The 20,896-nt window shown below is 62.5% G+C and carries 13 protein-coding genes and 2 pseudogenes; 6 read left to right on the top strand and 9 right to left on the bottom strand.

What is annotated here, in order from left to right; translation table 11 throughout:
* Positions 1–224: 224 nt before the first annotated feature.
* The 5 genes from KVT39_RS24320 to wecB form a co-directional block, all read right to left on the bottom strand.
* The gene (locus KVT39_RS24320) at positions 225–1,214 is read right to left on the bottom strand and encodes an NADPH:quinone oxidoreductase family protein (protein WP_217590380.1); all 990 of its coding nucleotides are present in this window, start codon (positions 1,212–1,214) and stop codon (positions 225–227) included.
* Between the two features lie 148 nt (positions 1,215–1,362).
* Positions 1,363–3,192: an acyl-CoA dehydrogenase gene (locus KVT39_RS24315; protein ID WP_217590379.1), complete on the bottom strand. Its 1,830-nt coding sequence runs from the start codon at positions 3,190–3,192 to the stop codon at positions 1,363–1,365.
* Positions 3,193–3,517: 325 nt separating this feature from the next.
* Entirely contained in the window at positions 3,518–5,842 is a 2,325-nt protein-coding gene (locus KVT39_RS24310; RefSeq protein WP_217590378.1) for a xanthine dehydrogenase family protein molybdopterin-binding subunit, read from the bottom strand.
* Positions 5,839–6,300, bottom strand: coding sequence for a (2Fe-2S)-binding protein (locus tag KVT39_RS24305; RefSeq protein ID WP_034183306.1), 462 nt, complete (start codon positions 6,298–6,300; stop codon positions 5,839–5,841). The genes KVT39_RS24310 and KVT39_RS24305 overlap by 4 nt, the downstream gene beginning before the upstream one ends.
* 555 nt (positions 6,301–6,855) lie before the next feature.
* Entirely contained in the window at positions 6,856–8,073 is a 1,218-nt protein-coding gene (wecB, locus tag KVT39_RS24300) for a non-hydrolyzing UDP-N-acetylglucosamine 2-epimerase (protein WP_105390643.1), read from the bottom strand.
* A gap of 1,314 nt (positions 8,074–9,387) precedes the next feature.
* On the opposite strand from wecB, the gene KVT39_RS24295 reads away from it, so the two are divergent.
* The 3 genes from KVT39_RS24295 to KVT39_RS24285 all read left to right on the top strand — a co-directional run bounded on the left by KVT39_RS24295 (position 9,388) and on the right by KVT39_RS24285 (position 13,590).
* Positions 9,388–10,482: a hypothetical protein gene (locus KVT39_RS24295; protein ID WP_131947632.1), complete on the top strand. Its 1,095-nt coding sequence runs from the start codon at positions 9,388–9,390 to the stop codon at positions 10,480–10,482.
* Between the two features lie 49 nt (positions 10,483–10,531).
* Positions 10,532–12,349 carry a glutamine--fructose-6-phosphate transaminase (isomerizing) gene (gene glmS, locus KVT39_RS24290; RefSeq protein ID WP_034183303.1) on the top strand — a complete coding sequence of 606 codons (1,818 nt, stop codon included), beginning with the start codon at positions 10,532–10,534 and terminating at the stop codon, positions 12,347–12,349.
* A gap of 99 nt (positions 12,350–12,448) precedes the next feature.
* Positions 12,449–13,590 (top strand): IS3 family transposase gene (locus KVT39_RS24285; protein WP_217590377.1). Its coding sequence is split into 2 segments (ribosomal slippage): positions 12,449–12,698 and positions 12,698–13,590, totalling 1,143 coding nucleotides; the frame shifts between segments, so codons are not numbered across the junction.
* Between the two features lie 19 nt (positions 13,591–13,609).
* On the opposite strand, the pseudogene KVT39_RS24280 reads toward KVT39_RS24285, so the two are convergent.
* Positions 13,610–13,772: pseudogene (locus KVT39_RS24280) on the bottom strand (1-deoxy-D-xylulose-5-phosphate synthase N-terminal domain-containing protein); the annotation flags it as partial.
* A 465-nt stretch (positions 13,773–14,237) separates the two neighbouring features.
* On the opposite strand from KVT39_RS24280, the gene KVT39_RS24275 reads away from it, so the two are divergent.
* The 3 genes from KVT39_RS24275 to KVT39_RS24265 are packed head-to-tail and all read left to right on the top strand — an operon-like array spanning position 14,238 to position 17,428.
* A complete protein-coding gene (locus KVT39_RS24275) occupies positions 14,238–15,194 on the top strand; it encodes a cyclopropane-fatty-acyl-phospholipid synthase family protein (RefSeq protein WP_217590376.1) in 957 nt (318 codons plus the stop codon).
* A gap of 42 nt (positions 15,195–15,236) precedes the next feature.
* The gene (locus tag KVT39_RS24270) at positions 15,237–16,316 is read left to right on the top strand and encodes a Rieske 2Fe-2S domain-containing protein (protein ID WP_081938553.1); all 1,080 of its coding nucleotides are present in this window, start codon (positions 15,237–15,239) and stop codon (positions 16,314–16,316) included.
* A gap of 17 nt (positions 16,317–16,333) precedes the next feature.
* The gene (locus KVT39_RS24265; RefSeq protein WP_131945665.1) at positions 16,334–17,428 is read left to right on the top strand and encodes a terpene cyclase; all 1,095 of its coding nucleotides are present in this window, start codon (positions 16,334–16,336) and stop codon (positions 17,426–17,428) included.
* A 127-nt stretch (positions 17,429–17,555) separates the two neighbouring features.
* On the opposite strand, the gene KVT39_RS24260 is transcribed toward KVT39_RS24265, so the two are convergent.
* The 3 genes and pseudogenes from KVT39_RS24260 to KVT39_RS24250 all read right to left on the bottom strand — a co-directional run bounded on the left by KVT39_RS24260 (position 17,556) and on the right by KVT39_RS24250 (position 20,592).
* Positions 17,556–18,185: a hypothetical protein gene (locus tag KVT39_RS24260; RefSeq protein WP_217590375.1), complete on the bottom strand. Its 630-nt coding sequence runs from the start codon at positions 18,183–18,185 to the stop codon at positions 17,556–17,558.
* A gap of 198 nt (positions 18,186–18,383) precedes the next feature.
* A pseudogene (locus KVT39_RS24255) lies at positions 18,384–19,551 on the bottom strand (IS3 family transposase).
* Between the two features lie 153 nt (positions 19,552–19,704).
* Entirely contained in the window at positions 19,705–20,592 is an 888-nt protein-coding gene (locus tag KVT39_RS24250; RefSeq protein ID WP_217590374.1) for a PoNe immunity protein domain-containing protein, read from the bottom strand.
* Between the last annotated feature and the right edge of the window lie 304 nt (positions 20,593–20,896).

Raw genomic sequence — 20,896 nt, 5'->3', positions numbered from 1 at the left:
CCCAGCAGGGTCGTGCAGCCGCGCGCCGCGCGTGCGCGCCAGGCGCCGGTGTTCCGGCGCGACGCGGCATGGTGCCGCTCCCCGCGCGCCGGGTTGTTTCTGGATTTCGTCACGTCGTATCGATCTTCGTGTGGTGTCGTCGCCGGCCGGGTTGCCCGGCACGGCCGGCCGACGACGAAAACGTCAGATGATACAATATATCAATTTGCTTCGTCAGGGTTTTGTCAGCCTGGGCCTGCGTCCGGCAGGATCACCACCTTGCCCTTCACCTGCCGGTTCGCCATCCGCGCGATCGCGTCGGCCGCGCCGGCCAGCGACACGTGCTCGGTGATCGCCGGCCGCACCTTGCCGGCCGCGAACCATTCGGCAAGCAGGCGCATGTTCGCGACATGCTGCGCCGGGTCGCGGCGCACCGCATCGCCCCAGAACACGCCGAGAATGTCGCGCTCCTTGAGCAGCGCCAGATTCAGTGCGATCTTCGGGATCTCGCCGGCCGCGAAACCGACCACGAGGAACCGGCCGTGCCACGCGGTCGCGCGCAACGCCGCCTCGCTGTATGCGCCGCCCACCGGATCGTAGACGACATCGGCACCGCGCCCGCCGGTCAGCTCGTCGACGCGGCGGCGCAGGTCTTCGGTCGAGTAGTCGATCGTCTCGTCGGCGCCCGCTGCGCGGCACAGCGCCAGCTTGTCCGCACTCGACGCCGCCGCGATCACGCGCGCACCGAGCGCCTTCGCGATCTCGATCGCGGCGAGCCCGACGCCACCCGCCGCGCCCAGCACCAGCAGTGTCTCGCCCTGTTGCAGGCGCGCGCGCTGCTGCAATGCGTGCAGCGACGTGCCGTACGCGAGCACGAGCGCCGCGCCCTGCTCGAACGACATGCCCGGCGGCAGCGCGGCGATCTGGTGCACGTCGGCCACGCACTGCTCCGCGAACCCGCCGTGCCCGGTGAACGCGACCACGGAATCGCCGGGCCGCCACGCGGTCACGCCTTCGCCGACCGCATCGATCACGCCGGCGAACTCGGCGCCCGGCGAGAACGGCAGCGCCGGCTTCACCTGATACAAGCCCTGGACGATCAGCGCGTCGGGGAAATTGAGCGACGCCGCCTTCACCTGAATCCGGACCTGTCCCGCGGCCGGCTCGGGAATCGCGACGTCCTCGATGCGCAAGCGGTCGATCGGGCCGAATGCGGTACACAACAGGGCTTTCATGCTCTTCTATCTCCTTGCGCGGCGCGGCCGGGCATCGGTACGGTTTGCGGGATACGCCCGCACGGCCGGCTCACGACGAATACGCGGCGGCCGGCTGAACCGGCATCCGCCACATCGTCAGCATTCCGGAATGTCGACACGGCACCATTCAGAACCACGCGTCGTGCATGTCGAGCGTCGTCGTGTCGACGCTCGACAGCAGATCGAGCTGCGCATCCACCTTCGGCAGTTCCCAGCGGAAAAAATAACGGGCCGCCGCACGCTTGCCGTCGTGGAAATCGCCGTCATGCCCGTGCGCGGCGAGCGTCACGTCGAGCCACAGCCATGCGACGACGAGATGGCCGAACGCTTCGAGATAGACGCTCGCATTCGCGAGCCGCTTCTGCGGATCGCCGATCGCGCCCAACTGCTGCGTGAGCTCGCACAGCCGCGCCCAGCGCTGCGCCAGCGCATCTGCCTGCTCGCGTGTACCGGCATCCAGCGCCCGCGCGCGTTCGACGGTTGCGCGGATGCGCGCGTCGAGCGCGCGCAGCAATGCACCGTCGTCCTGCGCGACCTTGCGGCCCAGCAGGTCGAGTGCCTGGATCCCGTGCGTGCCTTCGTGAATCGGATTGAGGCGATTGTCGCGATAGAGGCGCTCGACCACATAGTCGCGCGTATAACCGTAGCCGCCGTGCACCTGGATCGCGAGATCGTTCGCGGCAAGACACCACTGCGACGGCCAGCTTTTCGCGATCGGCGTCAGGATGTCGAGCAGGCGCGTGGCATTCGCGCGCACCGCCGCATCTTCATGCGCGCGCCCTTCGTCGACCAGCTTCGCGCAGTAAAGGATCAGCGCGAGGCCGCCTTCGACATAGGCCTTCTGCGCGAGCAGCATGCGCCGCACGTCCGGATGCGCGACGATCGGCGCCTGCGGCGCGGCCGCATCCTTGCCGGCCGGCCCGAGCGGACGCCCCTGCGGCCGGTTGCGCGCGTAGTCGAGCGCGTGCAGATAACCCGTGTAGCCGAGCGCCACCGCACCCGCACCGACACCGATGCGCGCCTCGTTCATCATGTGGAACATGTATGCGAGGCCATGGTTCGGCTTGCCGACCAGATAGCCGATCGCGCCCGCACGCCCTTGCGGACGATAGCGCGTACCTTCGCCGAAGTTCAGCAGGCAGTTGGACGTGCCGCGATAGCCCATCTTGTGGTTCAGGCCGGCGAGCACGACGTCGTTGCGTTCGCCCGGTGCGCCGCCGTCGGTTCCCGACAGATACTTCGGCACGACGAACAGCGAGATGCCGCGCGTGCCGGGCTGCAAGCGGCCGTGTTCGTCGGGAATCTTCGCGAGCACGAGGTGGACGATGTTCTCCGCCAGCTCGTGTTCGCCGCCGGAGATCCACATCTTGTTGCCGTTCAGCCGGTAGCGCGGGCCCAGCGGCGAATCGCGTTCGAAATCCGCGCGCGTCGCGATGTCGGACAGTGACGAACCGGCTTGCGGTTCGGACAGGCACATCGTGCCGAGGAAGCGCCCTTCCAGTTCCGGGCGCGCGAACGCGTCGATCTGCGCGGCACTGCCGTGCGCGACGAGCAGATTCGCGTTGGCGACGGTCAGGAACGGATAGGCGGCTGTCGCGATGTTCGCGGCCTGGAAGAACAGGAACGATGCGGCTTCGACCAGCTTCGGCAACCGCATGCCGCCGAGCGCTTCGTCGTGGCCCGCTGCAATCAGCCCGGCGTCCGCGAACGCTCGCACGGCCGGTTCGACTTCCGGGATCAGCGTCACGCGCTCGCCGTCGAACTGCGGCTCCTCGCGGTCGCCGCGCGCTGCGTGCGGCGCGAACAGATCCGCGGCGATCCGCTCGCTGGTATCGAGCACCGCATCGAAGGTCTCGCGGCTGTGCTCCGCATAACGCGGCAGCGCGACGAGCGATTCGGCATCGAGCCAGTCGTACAACAGGAACGCGAGATCGCGTCGCGACATCAACAGGCTCATCGTGCCGTCTCCCAGGGTGCCGGCCTTGTCAGCCGAATGAATGGATCCGTAATTGCAAGTGCTGGCAGGAATTTAGCACGGTCGTTCGCAAACAACAACGACGGGCACGTGTGCGGAAATGTGGGTGAACATCAGATCGTCCCAGCCGAACATCGCGGTAACGCGACAGGCCGCCGCCGGGTTGGCCCGTGCATCCCATGCGACGGGAGACACCGCCTGCTTCAGGCTGACGTCGGATGAGGCCACGTCGACACGCCTCGTTCAGGGATTTCAGGGATTGATGCGAGCCGGGCCGCACGATGCGGCCCGGCTCGAGGGTATTGCGTCAACCCGCCTGCGGCTTCGCGAGCTGATCGGCGACGGGCAGGCTGCGGATGCGCGTGCCCGTCGCCGCGAAGATCGCGTTGGTCAGCGCCGGCGCGACGGGCGGCAGGCCCGGCTCGCCGACGCCGCCGAGCGGCGTCGCAAAGTCGTCCGGCGCGACGAGATGCACGCGGATTTCGCGCGGCGCCTCGTTCATTCTCAGCACCTGGAAGCCGTTGAAGTTGCTCTGTTCAGGATGGCCGTCCTTGAACGTGATCTCGCCGTGCAGCGCAATGCCGAGCCCCATCACCACCGCCCCCTCGAGCTGCGAGCGCACGCGTTCCGGATTGACCTGCGGCCCGCAGTCGATCGCGATGTCGACGCGCGGCACCGAGATCTTGCCGTCCGCACCGACCTGCACCTCGCACACCGCGGCCGTGTACGACACGAAGCTGCGATGCGCGGCGATCCCGAGCCCGTGCCCCTTCGGCAGCTTGCGTCCCCAGCCGGCTTCGCGCGCGACCGTCTCGACCACGCGCCGCAGCCGCCCGGTGTCGATCGGATACAGCGCGGGATCCTCGCCGTAGTTCACGTTCTTCACCGTGATGTGCGGCTCGAAACGCCGTGCGGGCCCGATCAGCTCGAGCAGGAAATCCTTCGGGTCGCGGCCGGCCGCGTGTGCAAGCTCCGACACGAAGCTCTGGACTCCGAACGCATGCGGGATGTTGTAGACCGAGCGGAACCAGCCGATCCGCGTGTGCGCTTGCGCGGCCGGATTCTCGATCCGCACGTTCGGAATCGCGAACGGCAGATCCGCGATCCCTTGCGCGAGTTCGCCAGGCTGCTCGTGCACGACGCCGGCCCTGAAGGTCGACTGGATCGACGGCGCGACCGTGCGATGCTGCCACGCGACCACTTTCCCCGACGCATCGATCCCGCCGTCGAACGCTTCGAGCGACACCGCGTGGAAATAGTCGTGCGCGATGTCGTCCTCGCGCGTGAACGTCAGCTTGACCGGCGCGCCGACCGCCTTCGACAGCAGCGCCGCCTCCACCACGTAGTCCGGTTTCGACTTGCGGCCGAAACCGCCGCCGAGCAGCGTCACGTTGACCGTCACGTGCTCCGTCGGCAGCCCGAGCGCCTTCGCGATCTCGTCGCGCGTGGTCTGCGGCGCCTGCGTGCAGGCCCATACTTCGCAGCGGCCGTCCGCCACGCGTGCGACGGCCGCGGGCGGCTCCATCGTCGCGTGCGCGAGATGCGGGATGTAGTACGTCGCGCGCACGCGTTTCGCGGCGCCGGCGAGCGCCGTGGCCGCGTCGCCGTCGCTGCGGATCACGTCGCCCGGCTGCGCGGCGGCCGCTTCGAGCGTCTTGCGATACGCGGCCGAATCGTAGTTCGCGTTGGGCCCGTGCTTCCAGTCGATCTTCAATTGCGCACGCGCCTGGATGGCCGTCCACGTGTCGCGCGCGACGACGGCTACGCCGCCGAGGGGCTGGAAGCCGGACGGCAGCGCCGTCGACGCGAGCTGCACGACCTTGACGACGCCCGGCAGCTTCTCGGCGGCCGATGCGTCGAACGACGCCACCGTATCGCCATAGGCCGGCGGTCGCGCAACGACCGCATACAGCATGCCATCGAGCCGCGTGTCGATCCCGTAGTGCGCACGGCCGCCGACGATGTCGCGGCCGTCGATCAATGCGGTTTTGCCCTTGCCGATATAGCGGAATTCGGCCGGCGCCCTCAGCGTCACGGTGGCGGGATCCGGTACCGGCAGCGCGGCCGCTTTCGCCGCGAGCTCGCCGAAGCCGAGCTTGCGCCCGCTCTTCGTGTCGACGACTTCGTGCACCGTCACCTTGACCTGGCGTGCATCGACGCCCCACGCCGTCGCGGCAGCCTGCTCGAGCATCGTGCGCGCGGCCGCACCCGCGCGGCGCAGCGCGGCGAAGCTCTGCCGCAGGCTGCGCGAGCCATCGGTGTTCTGGTTGCCGTAGCGCGGCTCGTCGCCGACTGCCTGCGCGACCTTCACGCGCGCCCAGTCCGCACCGAGTTCATCGGCCACCACGAGCGCGACGCTCGTGCGCACGCCCTGCCCCATCTCGGAGCGGATGCAGGTCACGGTGACGGTGCCGTCCGTTGCGATCGCAACGAACAGGTGCGGATCGTCGCGCAGCCCGTGCGGCATCCCGGCGCCGCCGTATTGCGGATTCGCGCTGACGGGCGGCTGCACCGGCACGGCCGCGCGCGCGAGCGACGGCACGCCGAACGCGAGCAGCAGCCCGCCGGATGCGAAGCCGAGCAGCAGCGCGCGGCGGCTTTCGTTGTGGACGGAGAGTTCGGGTGCGCTCATGCGGCACCTCCGCGGCGCACGGCCAGCCGGATTGCCGCGCGGATGCGCGTATAGGTGCCGCAGCGGCAGATGTTGCCGGACATCGCATCGTCGATGTCGGCGTCGCTCGGGTGCGGATTCGTCTTCAGCAGCGACGCGGCCTGCATGATCTGCCCGGACTGGCAGTAGCCGCATTGCGCGACGTTCAGTTCCTGCCATGCCTGCTGCAGCGGATGCGTCAGGTCCGTCGACAGTCCCTCGATCGTCGTCACGCGCTTGCCGGAAGCGGCCGCGACGGGCGTGATGCACGAACGGATCGCGACGCCGTCGAGATGCACGGTGCACGCGCCGCACAGCGCCATGCCGCAGCCGAACTTGGTGCCGGTTTCGCCGAGGACATCGCGCAGGTACCAGAGCAACGGCATGTCGGGATTGCCGTCGAAATGCTGTTCGCTACCGTTGACGGTCAGCGTGATCATCGTTCACCTCCTGGTTGCGACGCCCGCGTCGGACAGGCATCGAGTGGGGATTCGAACGGCGCGGCGCACATTCCGAACAACCAGGCAGGCGTGGCGCCGTTTCGTGGATCGTGTCGCCTGCAGACACGATCGGGCCGATGCCGCAAACGAGGCTGTCGTCCGGTTGCCTTCGCAACCTTTCGATGACATCCCGGTCAACCGCTCGTCCGCATGGATCGCCGATCGCATTATCGAACCATTTCGAATTTGCCGTCGGATCGAGGCGATTCGAGAGTTTTAGGCAATCGGGAAAGGAAGTTCAGACGGGAAAGGAATGTTGCGACGGGTCATGCCTGTCGGTGACGTCGCAGGTTACTTGTGTATCAGCGTCGCGATGCGCGGCGGAAGGCGTTTCTTTCTCGTTCTCGCACGCCGCCCAGCGCGATCAACAGGCCGAGAAACAGGAAATTGTCGATCGCGAAATCGCGCAAATGCAAAGGTCCGGCCGGCCTCCCGGCCGGACCGGACCTTCGCACGACCGCATCGAACGGTTCGGACTCTACCGCCCGATCACGTTCATCGCGACCTCAACGCCTGTAACCCCAGCGTAAGCGCGTTATACGGCATTTCCGCGGCACCCATCGAAAAACTCGTCGTCTTCGCGGTCGCCCCCGGCGTACGCATCAGCGCGTGAACGATCCGCTCGCTCGCATGCCCGTCGCCATACGGATTGCTCGCACGCGACATTTCCTCGTATGCTCTCTCGTTGTCGAACAACCGCGACGCCTCCCAGACGATCCGCTCCTGATTGGTGCCGACGAGCCGCGCGGTGCCGGCCTGGATCGCTTCGGGCCGCTCGGTCGTGTCGCGCGTGACAAGCACCGGCTTGCCCAGCGCCGGCCCTTCCTCCTGAATCCCGCCCGAATCGGTGATGATGAAATGCGCGCGTGACATCAGGAATACGAACGACAGATATTCCTGCGGCTCGATCAGGTAAATGTTCGGCACGCCGCCGAGCAGCGCGCGCGCCGGCTCCCGCACGTTCGGGTTCATATGCAGCGGATAGACGAACTGCGCATCGCGATAGCGGTTCGCGAGCGTGCACAACGCCTCGCAGAAATGCCGGAACGGCTCGCCGAAGCTCTCGCGGCGATGGCCGGTGATCAGCACGACACGACGCGACGGTTCGAGGAACGGAAAACTCGCGGCAACCTTTTCCGTCAGCTCCGCGTTGTGGTCCAGCATGCGCTTGACCTCGTGCAGCGCATCGATCACGGTGTTGCCGGTCAGCACGACCGCGCCCCCCGGCACGCCCTCGCTGAGCAGGTTGTCGCGTGCCTTCCCGGTCGGCGCGAAATGCCACGACGATACCGCGTCGGTCACACGGCGATTCAGTTCCTCCGGCCACGGCGACCAGATGTCCCCGCTGCGCAAACCGGCCTCCACGTGCCCGACCGGCAGGTAGCGGTAGAACGCCGCGAGACTGACCGCGAGTGTGGTCGTCGTATCGCCGTGCACCAGCACGACATCCGGGCGCAATTCGTCGAAGACCACGCCGATCGCCTGAAGAATACCGGTCGTCACGTCGGTCAGCGTCTGACTTTGACGCATCAGGTCGAGATCGTAGTCGGGCTTGATGTCGAACAACGTCAGCACCTGATCGAGCATTTCCCGATGCTGCGCGGTCACGCATACCTTGACGTCGACATCCGTTTGCGCCTTCAGCGCGCGCACCAGCGGCGCCATCTTGATGGCCTCCGGCCGAGTCCCGAACACAAGCAAGATCTTTTTCATCGTTATCCTCGTTTAGCCGCTTCGCGCCGAATGACCCTGCTCGTGGCGCGAAGCATGTATTCAGGCGGCGCCTCCCGGACTCGCACGCGATCAACGCGTAGCGATGTCGCGGGGCGAGCGCGCCGTCCTGTCCGCGCGGTCTCCGCCACGCGAATCGTCGTACTACCGGCGTCCCGTTGCACTTGATCGGTCACGTCATGAGTCGTTCCTCGCTGGGCCGTGCGTCACGTCACTACCACTACAGCAATATTCAAACCAACCGCCCTGCGGCCGGGTCCGGTTCGCTCGGCGCACGCCGCGCACATGCCGCACGTGCGGAATGTTTCACAATTGCTACGAGCGTCGCATCGCCCGGCGAGCGCGGCATGGGTAAACACCCGGTCGGTCGCACGATCCATCCGGCGACGTCGTCCGCTAAATAACGAATTCATGTCGAGCGCCCATTGCGCCCCGTGCCTCACGCATCCTTCGAAACGCTTTGCGTTGCCTCGATTCGCAACCTTTGTCTGTGCAGTGCGCGGCGAGCAATCCACCGCTCGGCCACGGTCATGAACGGAGGATTTCCCGACATGCAGCGTCGTTCGCGCCGCCTGAGTCGGCGGGAGGGAAATGTTGCGAATGTGTAACGCAAATCCGGAACCGGCGGGTACATCTGAATCCGGTCCATCCGGCGCTCGCGGCAGCGGGCAGTGCCCCTGCTTCCCGGCCCATGCATACGCAGCGAATGGCGCATGATGCGCCGACCGCGCAAAGCCGCATCCGGCAAGGCGGCACCGGTTCGGCAGACGAATCGCACGCCGCATGACGCTCGCAGGCCGCAACGTCGACCGCGAGCGGTCGCACCGCTTGCGCACAAGCTGATTCGTCGGTGAATCAAAACCCGCCGCCGCCGCCCGGTCCGCATTCGCAGCTTGCCCTCCCGCCCCTTGCTGCGCGGTGCATCGCGGCCGATGGCTCACGCCTTGCTTAATACCGGACAGGTGTGTCCCGAAGTACTCGCACGACAGCGGACAGACGGAGGCGCCGAAGCACCGAAGCCGGGAGGCGACGCGACGCGTCCGCCCGGGGCGAACGACAGCCGCCCCTGCGCGACGAACCTGCCGTCGTTTCCCGTCGACATCCGCGCGATCCGCGGGCCGCCTTCAAGCGCTCATGCGACGAACCGGCTCGTTAGCGCAAATAGCGGCACCAGCCTCACGTTCACCAGCACCAGGGTGTACTGAGCCACAACGTCGACACGCTCGCCAGGCGCGACGCGGCCAACGCCGCACCCGGCGACGATTGCGAAGGACCACCGCGCAGGAGCCCCCGATCATGAACCGGCCCGCGCTTTTCCCGGCTGTACGCGCATGCGTGGCAGCTGCCGCCCGGCTGCGCCGCCTGTGGCGCGTCGCCTGCTGTGTCGCCGCGTGCGGCTTCGCGCTGCACGCGAACGCCGCCGAACTCCTGCTCAACGGGCTGTACCAGCGCCCCGACGGAGCGATCACCGTGCGCCTGAACGGTGCCGGCATCGATCCTTATTTCGCGGCGAAGGCGCTGCTCGCCGCCTCCGATGCGCGACTCGACGCGCATCAGGCCGCACTCGCATGGATCGCCTGGCTGTTGCCGCGCCAGCGTCTGGACGGCGGCTTCGATCGCTACTGTGTGAAGAACGGCCAGTACAGCCCATGCGCCGAAGCGGATGCCGACGACGCGATGATGGCGACCTGGATCGAACTGCTCGCTCGTTTCGCACCGCCCGACGGCATGCCTGCCGCATGGGCACTCAGCCTGAGCCGCGCAGGCGCGCATCTGGACACCCTGCTCGACAAGCCTGCCGGCGTCTATCAGATCTCGTCGTCGCTGCACGTCGCGCTGCTGATGGACAACGTCGAGGTACACAGCGCGTTCCGGGCGCTCGCGGCGTACTACGTCCGGCGCGCCGACTACATGCACGCGGGCCCGTGGAGCCAGCGCGCCGACCAGCTCGCGTCGGCGATCCTGAAGGTGTTCTGGCTCGGCACGCAATCCGGTTTTCGCGCAAGCACGCAGCGAATCGGCGGTACGAGCTTTTATCCGGCGAAAGTCGCACAGATCTTCCCGCTCCTTTCAGATATTCAGGTTCCCGAACAATCGAGCGAGATGATCTACGCGCAATGGATGAAGAAGTACGGCAGGACGTGGCAGCAACTCGCCGGCACCGATTATCCATGGGGCTTGATCGCGCTGGTCGCGTTCAAGATGAACGACCGGAGCACGGTCGCCTGCTGGCATACGCGATCCGGCCCGTACCGCCACGGCGCACACTGGAACGTATTGGAGGAGTCGCTATATCTGGCATTCGAAAGCAGGACGGCCGAGCCCGTCACACCCGCTCAATGCGGATTCACGACGGCGACGGCAACGCCAACGGCAACCGCGTCGCGCTGATGCAAGGGTGTACGCGGTCCATGACGATCAAATTGGAAGGAGACGTGTAATGTGTGGCATCGTCGGCGCGGTCGCGCAACGGGACATCGTCCCGATTCTGATTGAAGGTTTGCGTCGCCTCGAATATCGCGGCTACGATTCATGCGGCGTCGCAACGGTCGTCGACGGCCAGGCGCGCCGCGAACGCAGCGTGTCGCGCGTCGCCGATCTCGACGCGCACGTGCGCAGCACCGGCCTGACCGGCAGCACCGGCATCGCGCACACCCGCTGGGCAACGCATGGCGCACCGGCAACCTGCAACGCGCATCCGATCTTCTCGCGCGACGAAATCGCGCTCGTGCACAACGGCATCATCGAGAACCACGAAACGTTGCGCAAGCAACTTTCAGACGAGCACTACGAGTTCGACGGCCAGACCGACACCGAGGTCGTCGCTCACCTGATCCACAGTAAATATCGCGGCGACCTGCTCGCCGCCGTGCGCGATGCGACGTCGCAGCTTCACGGCGCCTATGCGATTGCCGTGTTCAGCAAACACGAGCCGCAGCGGCTGATCGGTGCGCGGGCCGGCTCCCCGCTCGTCGTCGGCGTGAAGGACGGCGAATGCTTTCTCGCGTCCGACGCGCTCGCGCTCGCCGGCATCACCGACCGCTTCATCTTTCTCGAGGAAGGCGACGTCGTCGAGTTGACAGCAGGCGGCGTGCGCGTGCTCGATCGCAGCGGCGCGCCGGTCGAGCGCGCGATACAGACCGTCTCCTCCGTGCAAGGCGTGGTCGAACTCGGGCCGTACCGGCACTTCATGCAGAAGGAGATTTTCGAGCAACCGCAGGCCGTGGCCGCGACCATCCCGGATGCGGGGCTGTTCGATCCCGCCGTATTCGGCCCTGACGCCGCGCGGGCGTTCGGGCAGATCGACAACGTGCTGATTCTCGCGTGCGGCACGAGTCACTATTCCGGCCTGACCGCGCGCCGCTGGCTCGAAACGATCGCGCGCGTGCCCGCGCAGGTCGAAATCGCGAGCGAATACCGTTACAGCGACGCGCTCGCCACGCCGAACACGTTGGTGGTGAGCGTGTCGCAATCCGGCGAGACCGCCGACACGCTCGCCGCGCTCAAGTACGCGCAAGCGCTCGGCCATATCGACACGCTGGCGATCTGCAACGTGCCGACCAGCGCGATGATGCGTCAGACCGGCCTGCGGTTCCTGACGCGGGCCGGCCCGGAAATCGGCGTCGCGTCGACCAAGGCGTTCACGACGCAGCTCGTCGCGCTGTTCATCCTCGCCGTGACGCTCGGGCGGCTGCGAGGTTATGTCGACGACGCGCAGCTCGCGCGCTATACGATGCAGCTGCGGCGGCTGCCCGACGCGCTCGACGACGTACTCGGGCTGGAGCCGCAGATCGAGCGCTGGGCGGCGGAATTTGCGCAGCACGAGAATGCGCTGTTTCTCGGGCGCGGGCTGCATTACCCGATCGCGCTCGAAGGCGCGCTGAAGCTGAAGGAGATCTCGTATATCCACGCGGAAGCGTATCCAGCGGGCGAGCTGAAGCACGGGCCGCTGGCACTCGTGACCCATACCATGCCCGTCGCGACTATCGCGCCGAACGATGCGCTGCTCGAGAAGCTGAAGTCGAACATGCAGGAAGTGAGAGCGCGCGGCGGGCAGCTTTATGTGTTCGCCGATGCAGATACGCGGATCGATAATAGCGAAGGCGTGTCAGTGTTGAGGATGCCGGATTATTACGGGCTGTTGTCGCCGATCCTGCATGTGGTGCCGTTGCAGTTGCTTGCGTATCACGCGGCGTGTTTGCGCGGTGCGGATATCGACAAGCCGAGGAACCTGGCGAAATCGGTGACGGTGGAGTGATGGGGTGTGTTTGACCCTTGACCCTGACCCAAGAAATAGTCCGGTTCAAAAGTAGAGAAATTCGGCATGATGTGTCCACGCGGACACGAAGGCCATGCCATGAAGACGAGCAAGTTTCCGGAAGAGCAGATCGCATTTGCACTGAAGCAGGCGGAGCTGGGGACGAAGGTCGAAGAGATCTGTCGCAAGCTCGGGATCAGCGAAGCGACGTTCTACAACTGGAAGAAGAAGTTCGGAGGGCTGGGGCCTTCTGAGTTGCGCCGCTTGCGCCAGCTCGAAGAGGAAAACACGAAGTTGAAGCGGCTCGTGGCGGACCTGAGCCTGGACAAGGCCATGCTGCAGGACGTACTCGCAAAAAAGCTCTGAAGCCTTCCCGTCGGCGCATGTTGATCGATGAATTGCGTGATCGCTATCGAACCAGCCTGACGAAGACCTGCGCGTTGTTTGGCATGTCGCGCTCGCTGTATCGGTATCAGTCGGTTGCGCGCGATTCGTCGGCGCTGCTCATGCGTATCAAGGAAATCACCGCCACGCGCGTGCACTACGGGTATCGACGCGTTCACGTGGTCCTGCGACGGGAAGGCTGGCGAGATAACTGCAAGCGCGTCTACAGGCTGTATCGAGCGGAGGGCCTGTCACTGCGGCATAAGCGGCCACGGCGTAACAAATCGGCTCGGCTGCGACAGCCCAAGCACATCGTGACCGCGATCAACGAAATCTGGAGCATGGATTTCGTTGCAGATGCACTGTTCGATGGGCGACGCCTTCGTACTCTGACCGTCGTCGACAACTACACACGGGAATGTCTTGCCATCGAGGTCGGACAAAGTCTGAAGGGGGAGCATGTGGTCGAAGCGCTGACGCGTATTACTGCCATGCGCGGGCACCCCGCCACGATCAAGGTCGACAATGGCAGCGAGTTCATCTCGAAGGCAATGGACCGGTGGGCGTATGAACATGGCGTTGAACTGGATTTCAGCCGGCCGGGCACGCCCACTGACAACGCCAAGGTCGAAAGCTTCAACGGGCGCTTCCGTCAGGAATGTCTGAACGCGCATTGGTTCTTGTCATTGGCTGACGCGCAGAGCAAAATCGACGACTGGCGCACGTACTATAACGAGGTTCGTCCCCACTCCGCATTGCAGTGGATGACACCCGCCGAATTCGCCCGTCAGGCAAGGAAATCCACTTCGCCTGACAACTCAACCAAGCCGGAAATCTCCACTTCCGACCGGGACTAATTCTGGTTCAGGGTCAGTCATACGACGGATGACCGACATCCCACACAAAGCGTGTCGTGCGGTGCGTCGAACACGTAGTGCAACGCGATCACTAATTCCACGCTGCCGAGATTGGACGACAGATGACCGCTCGTGCGGGCCACGCTGTCGATGAGGAGTGCACGAACCTCGTCCAGAACCCGTCCGGGTACCGGCTCAACCGAATCCTTTCATAAACCAGACCGATGGGCGATTGAGAGTCTTTTGCTTATTGCGCCTTGCGTTTCGCAATCTTGAAAAATCCAATCTGGTCTCTTATAACCAGTTCTCATGCGACTGAATTTTGAACATCGTGGCACTTCGTTCACGAAATTGCGAATTGAAATGCACGAGGCAGTCGTGATGTAGCGCAGCGGCGATTAGCTATCGCTCCGAATATCGAAATACCAACGAAAAATTGGTACGCTTTCTTCAATTATTAAACGGGGTAGAAACATGGCCCGACTCACCTGACAGTTCGGCAACTTTAATCCTCGCGTCATTTCGTGCGCTGCGGAAATATTTTCTGCGGCGGGGGATTTAATTTCTCTTTAAACGGGCCGTATTTGTCGGGCGGCCAGCGATGTGTCTTGTCATTCGACGATGGTTGACCTGCACGGAGATGCGATATGGACCAGATCAGCGAACGGACGATGGCGGATGCCCATGTGCGCGGCAGCCTCCGGAAGTTACCCGTTCACCGGCTTTGTGGCGAAACGGTTAGCGAGTATCAGCGCAAGATCGAAACAACCTACGAAGGCGACCCGGCGGACTGGCGCAAGGCAATCGGCGAGTACCTGCTGTTCCAATTCGGTGTCTACGACGACCCGCGCTCGACGCCGCCGATTTCTCTGGACGAGTCGGGCATCCGATACTTCGAGCGGCAATTGCGTCTCGCAGGATTCGACGAGCATGACCATCCGCCTGTCGGACGCATCCTCGACATCGGCTGCGGCTGGGGCTACATCCTGAAGTATCTCGCGGACCGCTTCGCGGATTGCGCCCGGCTCGATGGCGTCAACGTAAGCCAGGAGCAACTCGAATACTGCGCGCAATTGCACGCGAAGCATGGCCTCGAAAGCAGGATCAACCTATATCAATGCAACGCGCAGGACGTCGACCTGCTACCCGACGCCGCGACGCCGTACGACCTGGTGATCATCCGCGGCGTGATCTCGCACTTTCCGAATGCGTTGTACGAAAAAGCCATGAAGGTGCTGTATCCACGCGTACGTCCGGGCGGCTCGGTAGTGATTTCGGACAACCTGTACAACATTGACCTAAGCGAATACCAGTCCGATACGCCGGACGAAGTCGACCGAATCGCGTGCAAGCACCGCAAAACGCCCGAGTACTTCGCAAAGGTACTTACAGATGCGGGCTTCACGCTGCACGACATGCGGGTGCTGCCGTCGAACATCGACGTCGCGCGCTGGCTGATGGATTCGAAGGCAAACATTGAGAAACACTTCCCGCATGGGACAACTGGCACGCTCGAGGAATTGCGGGTGCTCGCGGAGAACTGGTCGATCGCGCTGATCAAGAACAAGGTGTCGACTTATAGCATCGTGGTCCGTCGGCCATAAGTACCACGCGTCCCCTATTCCCCTTTAGCCGCAGGAGACCTCATGAAATCGCGACATCGATCCCCTGATCCCGGTGATACGCGCCAACCGCTTCCCTACCCGAATGGATGGTTTGCGGTGTGCCTGAGCGACGAACTGAAGCCAGGCGCTGTGCTGACGGTTCCTTTTGCGGGACAGGAATTGCTGGTGTACCGGACCCGATCGGGTCGGGCGTGCATCGCTGAACCCTATTGCCCCCACCTGGGAGCGCATCTTGGTCATGGCGGCCGGATCGACGGCGAAGACATCGTGTGCCCGTTTCACGGCCTGGCCTTCGCGCCGGACGGCCATTGCGTACGGACCGGCAATGGCCAGAAGCCGCCATTTGCTGCGTTGAGCCACCAGCATACCTGCGAGGTCAACGGCGCCGTATTCACGTGGCGAGACAGTAGTGGGCAGCCGCCGAATTTTGCGTTGCCGGAATTCGGCTTCGAAGGTTTTTCCCGCCCGCACAGTAGTAGTGCCGAACCGACTGGCTACGTGCAAGACATGGTCGAAAACACGGCGGACGTCGCACATTTCCCAGTGCTGCACGGCTTTACCGATACAGCGGTGACGCATCACGCCGACGGTTGCCGGATCACATTCGAACTCAGCGGGCGATGGCACGGCGTGGCGGTGACGATGTGCTTCACCAGCCACGGCCTTGGCTATACCGAAGGAGAAATCAACATACCCAACCTGGCTGTCCGAGTCCGAACGCAGTCTTTCGCAACGCCGCTCGCCCCATTGCGCTGGAAATTCAGGTGGAGTGACGCGTTGCGGATCCCGCGGCTCGATGCGTTGCCGGTTGCGTTGCGCGCGGTGATCTATGCAGCGCTTTCCGGCGCCGCCCATCGTTGGTTTGCAAGGGTGGCCCGCGCCGACTTCGAAATCTGGAATCACCGTCAATATCTCGAGCACCCCAAACTCGTCGCGGGTGAAACCTCCGTCGCTGCGCTTCGACGATGGAGCAAGCAGTTCTACCCGGTCGCCGAGCTTGCCGTCAACGATCGAGCAACATCAATCGTACTCGGGAGAACAACACACCTGCCAGAGGAGCCTGAGGAGCGCGGTATTTCCACTCTAGTCACCAACAAGTAGTGAGGATGGTCTTCATCATGAATATTGCTTCTGACATCGACAAAGTCCCCGCCATATACTGGCCATTCTCCGTCAATTCTCATCCGCGCATCGAAGAGGTACATGTCGGGTCCGTCGCGTTTATGGACCGTTTCAGCTTGTATGAAGACCGCGAACAGCGTGACCGTCTGGAGATCGGTCGCGTAGGTGGCGGCCTGACTGGCTTGCTGTATCCTTCGGGGCCGCTGGAACTCGCGCAGATTGCAGCCGACTGGTCGATGGTCGTATTTGCCTTCGACGATTACTATTGCGACGAAGGGCCGACGCGCAACGATCCGGAAACGCTAGTGCAAGCCGTGTCGCGAATCCATCGGGCCATCGAGGCACCCGAGTACATCGAGGATCCAAACGACAACTACGCGCTCGCGTTTCGTGACATCCGGATTCGTCTGGAGCACTTCGGGCCGCCGGAGTTGATCTATCAGTGGGTGGACGCAGTCAAGGGCTGGTATTTGCTGGAAGTGGTTAAAGCCAGCAACATTGCCCGTGGTGTCAAACCGTCGTTGAGCGATGGCGCCAATCTGCGTCTGCAATGCGGCGGCGGTTTTGCCTATATCGGGCTGATTCCAATCGTCCGCCAGATTCCAGTGAGCATACGAATGCTAGCCGATCGCCGCGTTCGTGCGTTATCCGAAATGGCTAACATGATCGTCAACTGGGGCGGCGAAGTCTACTCGTACTTCAAGGAAGCGCACCGGGCATATGATGACCACAACATGATCGACGTGGTCCGCAATACGTATCGATGCGACAAGGAGGAAGCGCTTGTGCTGTCCAATCGGCATTACGAGCAGATCGTCAGGCGGTTCATTGAACTGCGACTGGAAGTGCTTGCAGGGACCAGCGATCCGGCATTGGCCAGCTACCTGGATGCATTGATTGACTACGCTGGCGGCGGACTCTACTGGTGCCAGACTACGCTACGCCATATCTTCCGGGATACCTTTAGGGACAGCGGTAAAGCCTATGAGCATGACGGTTTTACCGACGTCGCGAAAGGGGGGGCAGCAGCACTGCCAGTCGTTCCGTCGCTGGCGTGGTGGTGGCACGTTGGCGAGTCCTCGATGAGGTGAGCTCTGAGGCTAGGGTCAGTCGCAGCCCGACCCCAGAGCAGTCTTCCAATTTCTTCGCAAGCGGCCAGTAGGGCAAAGCTTCGACCACTGCCCCAAGCCGCCCGACTTGGCGAATGAGCAGATCCGACTACGGAACCAGAATCGAATCGCGAATCCGGTCCATGCGAACGATGGCTTCGTCGCCGCGCTCGACGGGAGTACTTTGCGTGATCGTAATCTCGGACGTATCCGTGAAAACAATCGTCAGTCGACCGCGTTTGCGGCTAGAGCCCCTGGCGTACTCGTATGAACTGATCGCTGCGGGATGGCCACTGAATTCTTGTATCTTGGTTCCTTCGAATCTCGTCAGTCGACTGCCCACGCGCTGCAGCAGTTCCCGCATGTTCTTCTCGATCTCACCGGATAGCGCTCGCGGAAGTTGCGCGGCAACGCGGCGGATGTCACTCGGTTTGAATGAAGCAGGGGTTTTCACGTTGATCGTTATGGCTTCCACTTCCCATCCAGGACCACTGACCGCCTGAAACAGGAGCGGGGCCGCGTTATCAGCATCTACTTCGTTCCCGATGTACCTCTTCAACTCAGTGTGCATTTGATCCTTCTGAGCTTCTGATATGACCGTCCAGGTGCTCGGGACGCTTAGCCGGATACCGCTACCAACGTCGAATGCTTGATAACGCACGGTCTCGCCCTGGATACGCGGACACACGATCTCGACTTCCCGTGCGTAGGGACCTCCTATTGCCGGCATCTTGTGCAAGTCCCAATCCGTATTCGCTTCCCCTTCTCGGATAAATGTCCCGTCAGCGCGCCGATAGCGATGGAGCCATTCGGTCGTCTCCCGTGTCTGACAATTGATGCCTCGGTATGTTTCGGCAACCTGAATACCGATAGCCGCCCCCATCTTAGGTGAGGGGATGAATCGCTCCCAAACCCATGTCCAACCATGTTGTAGTGGTCAACTAATCCCGGACACTGCGTTAAGTTTTTCTTCCGCAACCGCCGGCGCCAGTCCGTCATTGAACTGATGCGGCCGTATCCAGTTGTACCGGTGCATCAGGTAGTGGCTGATGTCCCGGTGTGCCTCCTGCGCCGACATGTAGCCCACTGACGGTAGCCATTCGGTCTTGAAGCTGCGGAACAGCCTCTCCATCGGGGAGTTATCCCAACAATTTCCTCGACGGCTCATGCTCTGCTGTATCCGATAGCGCCAGAGGCGCTGACGGAATTTCCGGCTTGCATATTGGCCGCCTTGATCCGAGTGAAACAGCAAGCCTTGCGGTCGACCACGTTGCTCATAGGCCATCTCCAACGCCTGCACGACCAGATCGGCATCAGGGCGTGTCGAGAACGCCCAGCCAACAACCCGACGCGTGAACAGGTCGAGTACTACGGCCAGATAATGCCAACGTCCCTGCGCCCAGACATACGTGATGTCACCACACCACACCACACCTGATTCGGCGTACCAACCTCGAATTCGCGATTGAGATGGTTCGGGATATCGATCCGCTCGACCGTGGCCTGCTTGTAGGCATGGCGACCCGGCTGCTTGCAGATCAACCCCAGCTCTTCCATCAAGCGGCTGACCTTGAAGCGGCCAATCGCCGTACCTTCCTCGCGCATCATGCCCATGATGCTGCGACTGCCGGCTGAGCTTCGACTCTCGATGAACAGCTCGTGTACCCGGCTACGCAGTGCCATTCGCTCGGCATCAACACGTCGGGCTCGCCCTCGGTGGGCATACAGGCAGGACCGCGACACGTCGAATACCGCGCAGATCAGCTCGACCGATTCGCTTGCGCCAATCTGATCAATTACTTCGTACGTTCGATGCCTTCCGACATCAAGAGCGCGGTAGCCTTTTTTAAAATGGCCTTCTCACGCTCGAGGCGTTCGATACGCGCCTCGAGTTCCTGAATACGCTGTTGATCCGGCGTGATTGCCTTGCCCTGCGGCGTGACGCCCTGGCGTTCCATCTGAAGTTGCTGCACCCAGCGGCGCAGCACCGTCTCGCCGACGCCGACCGAGCGGCTTGCTTCCATATGGCTATAACCCTGGTCGAGCACCAGACAGGCGGCTTGCTGTTTGAACTCCGGGGAAAACGTACGTCGTTGCTTGCTCATCAGACACCTCTTCATGGCGACCATTCTCGCCTAAATCAGTGTCCGGATTCATTAGACCACTACAATACCAAAGCGGTAATCGGCAACGCGACAAGGCGTTTGGTTACTTTCATTGCGAGATTCATCCCCGATTCCGCTCGTATTGGTCTGTGCCTATTTTCGAAATAGCCGTTGAAAGAAGCCACGCTTCTGCGACGGTGACGATCCTTCAGTCGACGAGTCGTCGGGCGAATGCTCTACATCCATGTTCGGTTGGTCACCATGAACAAGGTCCCATGGATAGTGCTTTAGACCAGCACACAGGCTGTCGTCAAGATTCAGCGCTTTGACAGTTCCAGCCGCTTCGACGCACCAAAATCCGAAATACGCACCACCATCAATGTTTTCATCGAAACCGTACCAGTATGGTTTTGCATATATTGCAGGCACGCCCCCCTTTTTATCCGGTCGATCCAGCTCCCGATACCAGTTCTCAACAAAAGATCGAAGCATCCTCGGCTGGTCAGACGCCGATGCGTTCACCGCATCGAGCAAGCGTTTGTACGGCTTCGGATGTCGCAACTCGGCGCCGATTTTGCGATCGTGGTCACGGCTGGCGATTACGCGATCCAGTAGCACGTCTTCGCCTTCATTTCCGATCAAGTTTATCAACCGCCGCCATTGATCATCAGGAATTTTCAATGTCAAAGCAAAACTGACCAACCAGAAGCTAATGATGTAAAAATCGAGGTTCCTTGCCCAGCTTCGACGCAACGCCTTTTTCTCATCCGTAAACACACTTTCACCAAGCTTTACGGATTCTTCCCACGCATCAAGAAGACCCGGAAGATACTGCGATAAGACAGTAACAGAGTCACCACGGGAATATCGATTCAGAATCAATTCAAGGTGATTCAGGGCCAATTCAAATACATATTGTGGCCGATATCCTGGATTCGCCGAGGGTTCCTTGCACCGGGCCAGCATATCCGCGATTCTGTTATGAGAATATTCAATCCATTTATCCCAATAAGAGCGAGGGGCCAAGGAATCTCTAGTCATGTCAATGTCCAATAATTTTTGAGTCGGGCTGAATTACGAATTTCCCATTCTTGTCCAAAATTCCTACGGTGACGTTTCCGTAAGGATCAGTATGAACCAGCCATTTCTCGACACGATTGCTATTGAGTGCATTCTGAATATCTGCACTCAGAACTCGATCGTTACTCACAGCGTCCCGCATGCGGTTAAAGCCAGTGTTTACTCCGCTAAGCCAATCATCGCTCATTTGAACCGCACCGGGAATCGTGGAGGCTGGTTGGTTTAAGTTAATGCGGACACGTCAGCGGCATTTCTGAGTTGCCTG

It is taken from the genome of Burkholderia sp. GbtcB21, assembly GCF_019091065.1.
In the GTDB taxonomy this organism is placed as follows: domain Bacteria; phylum Pseudomonadota; class Gammaproteobacteria; order Burkholderiales; family Burkholderiaceae; genus Burkholderia; species Burkholderia pyrrocinia_C.
Note: the sequence above shows the minus strand (reverse complement) of the source record. Positions and strands in the feature narration are given on the sequence as shown.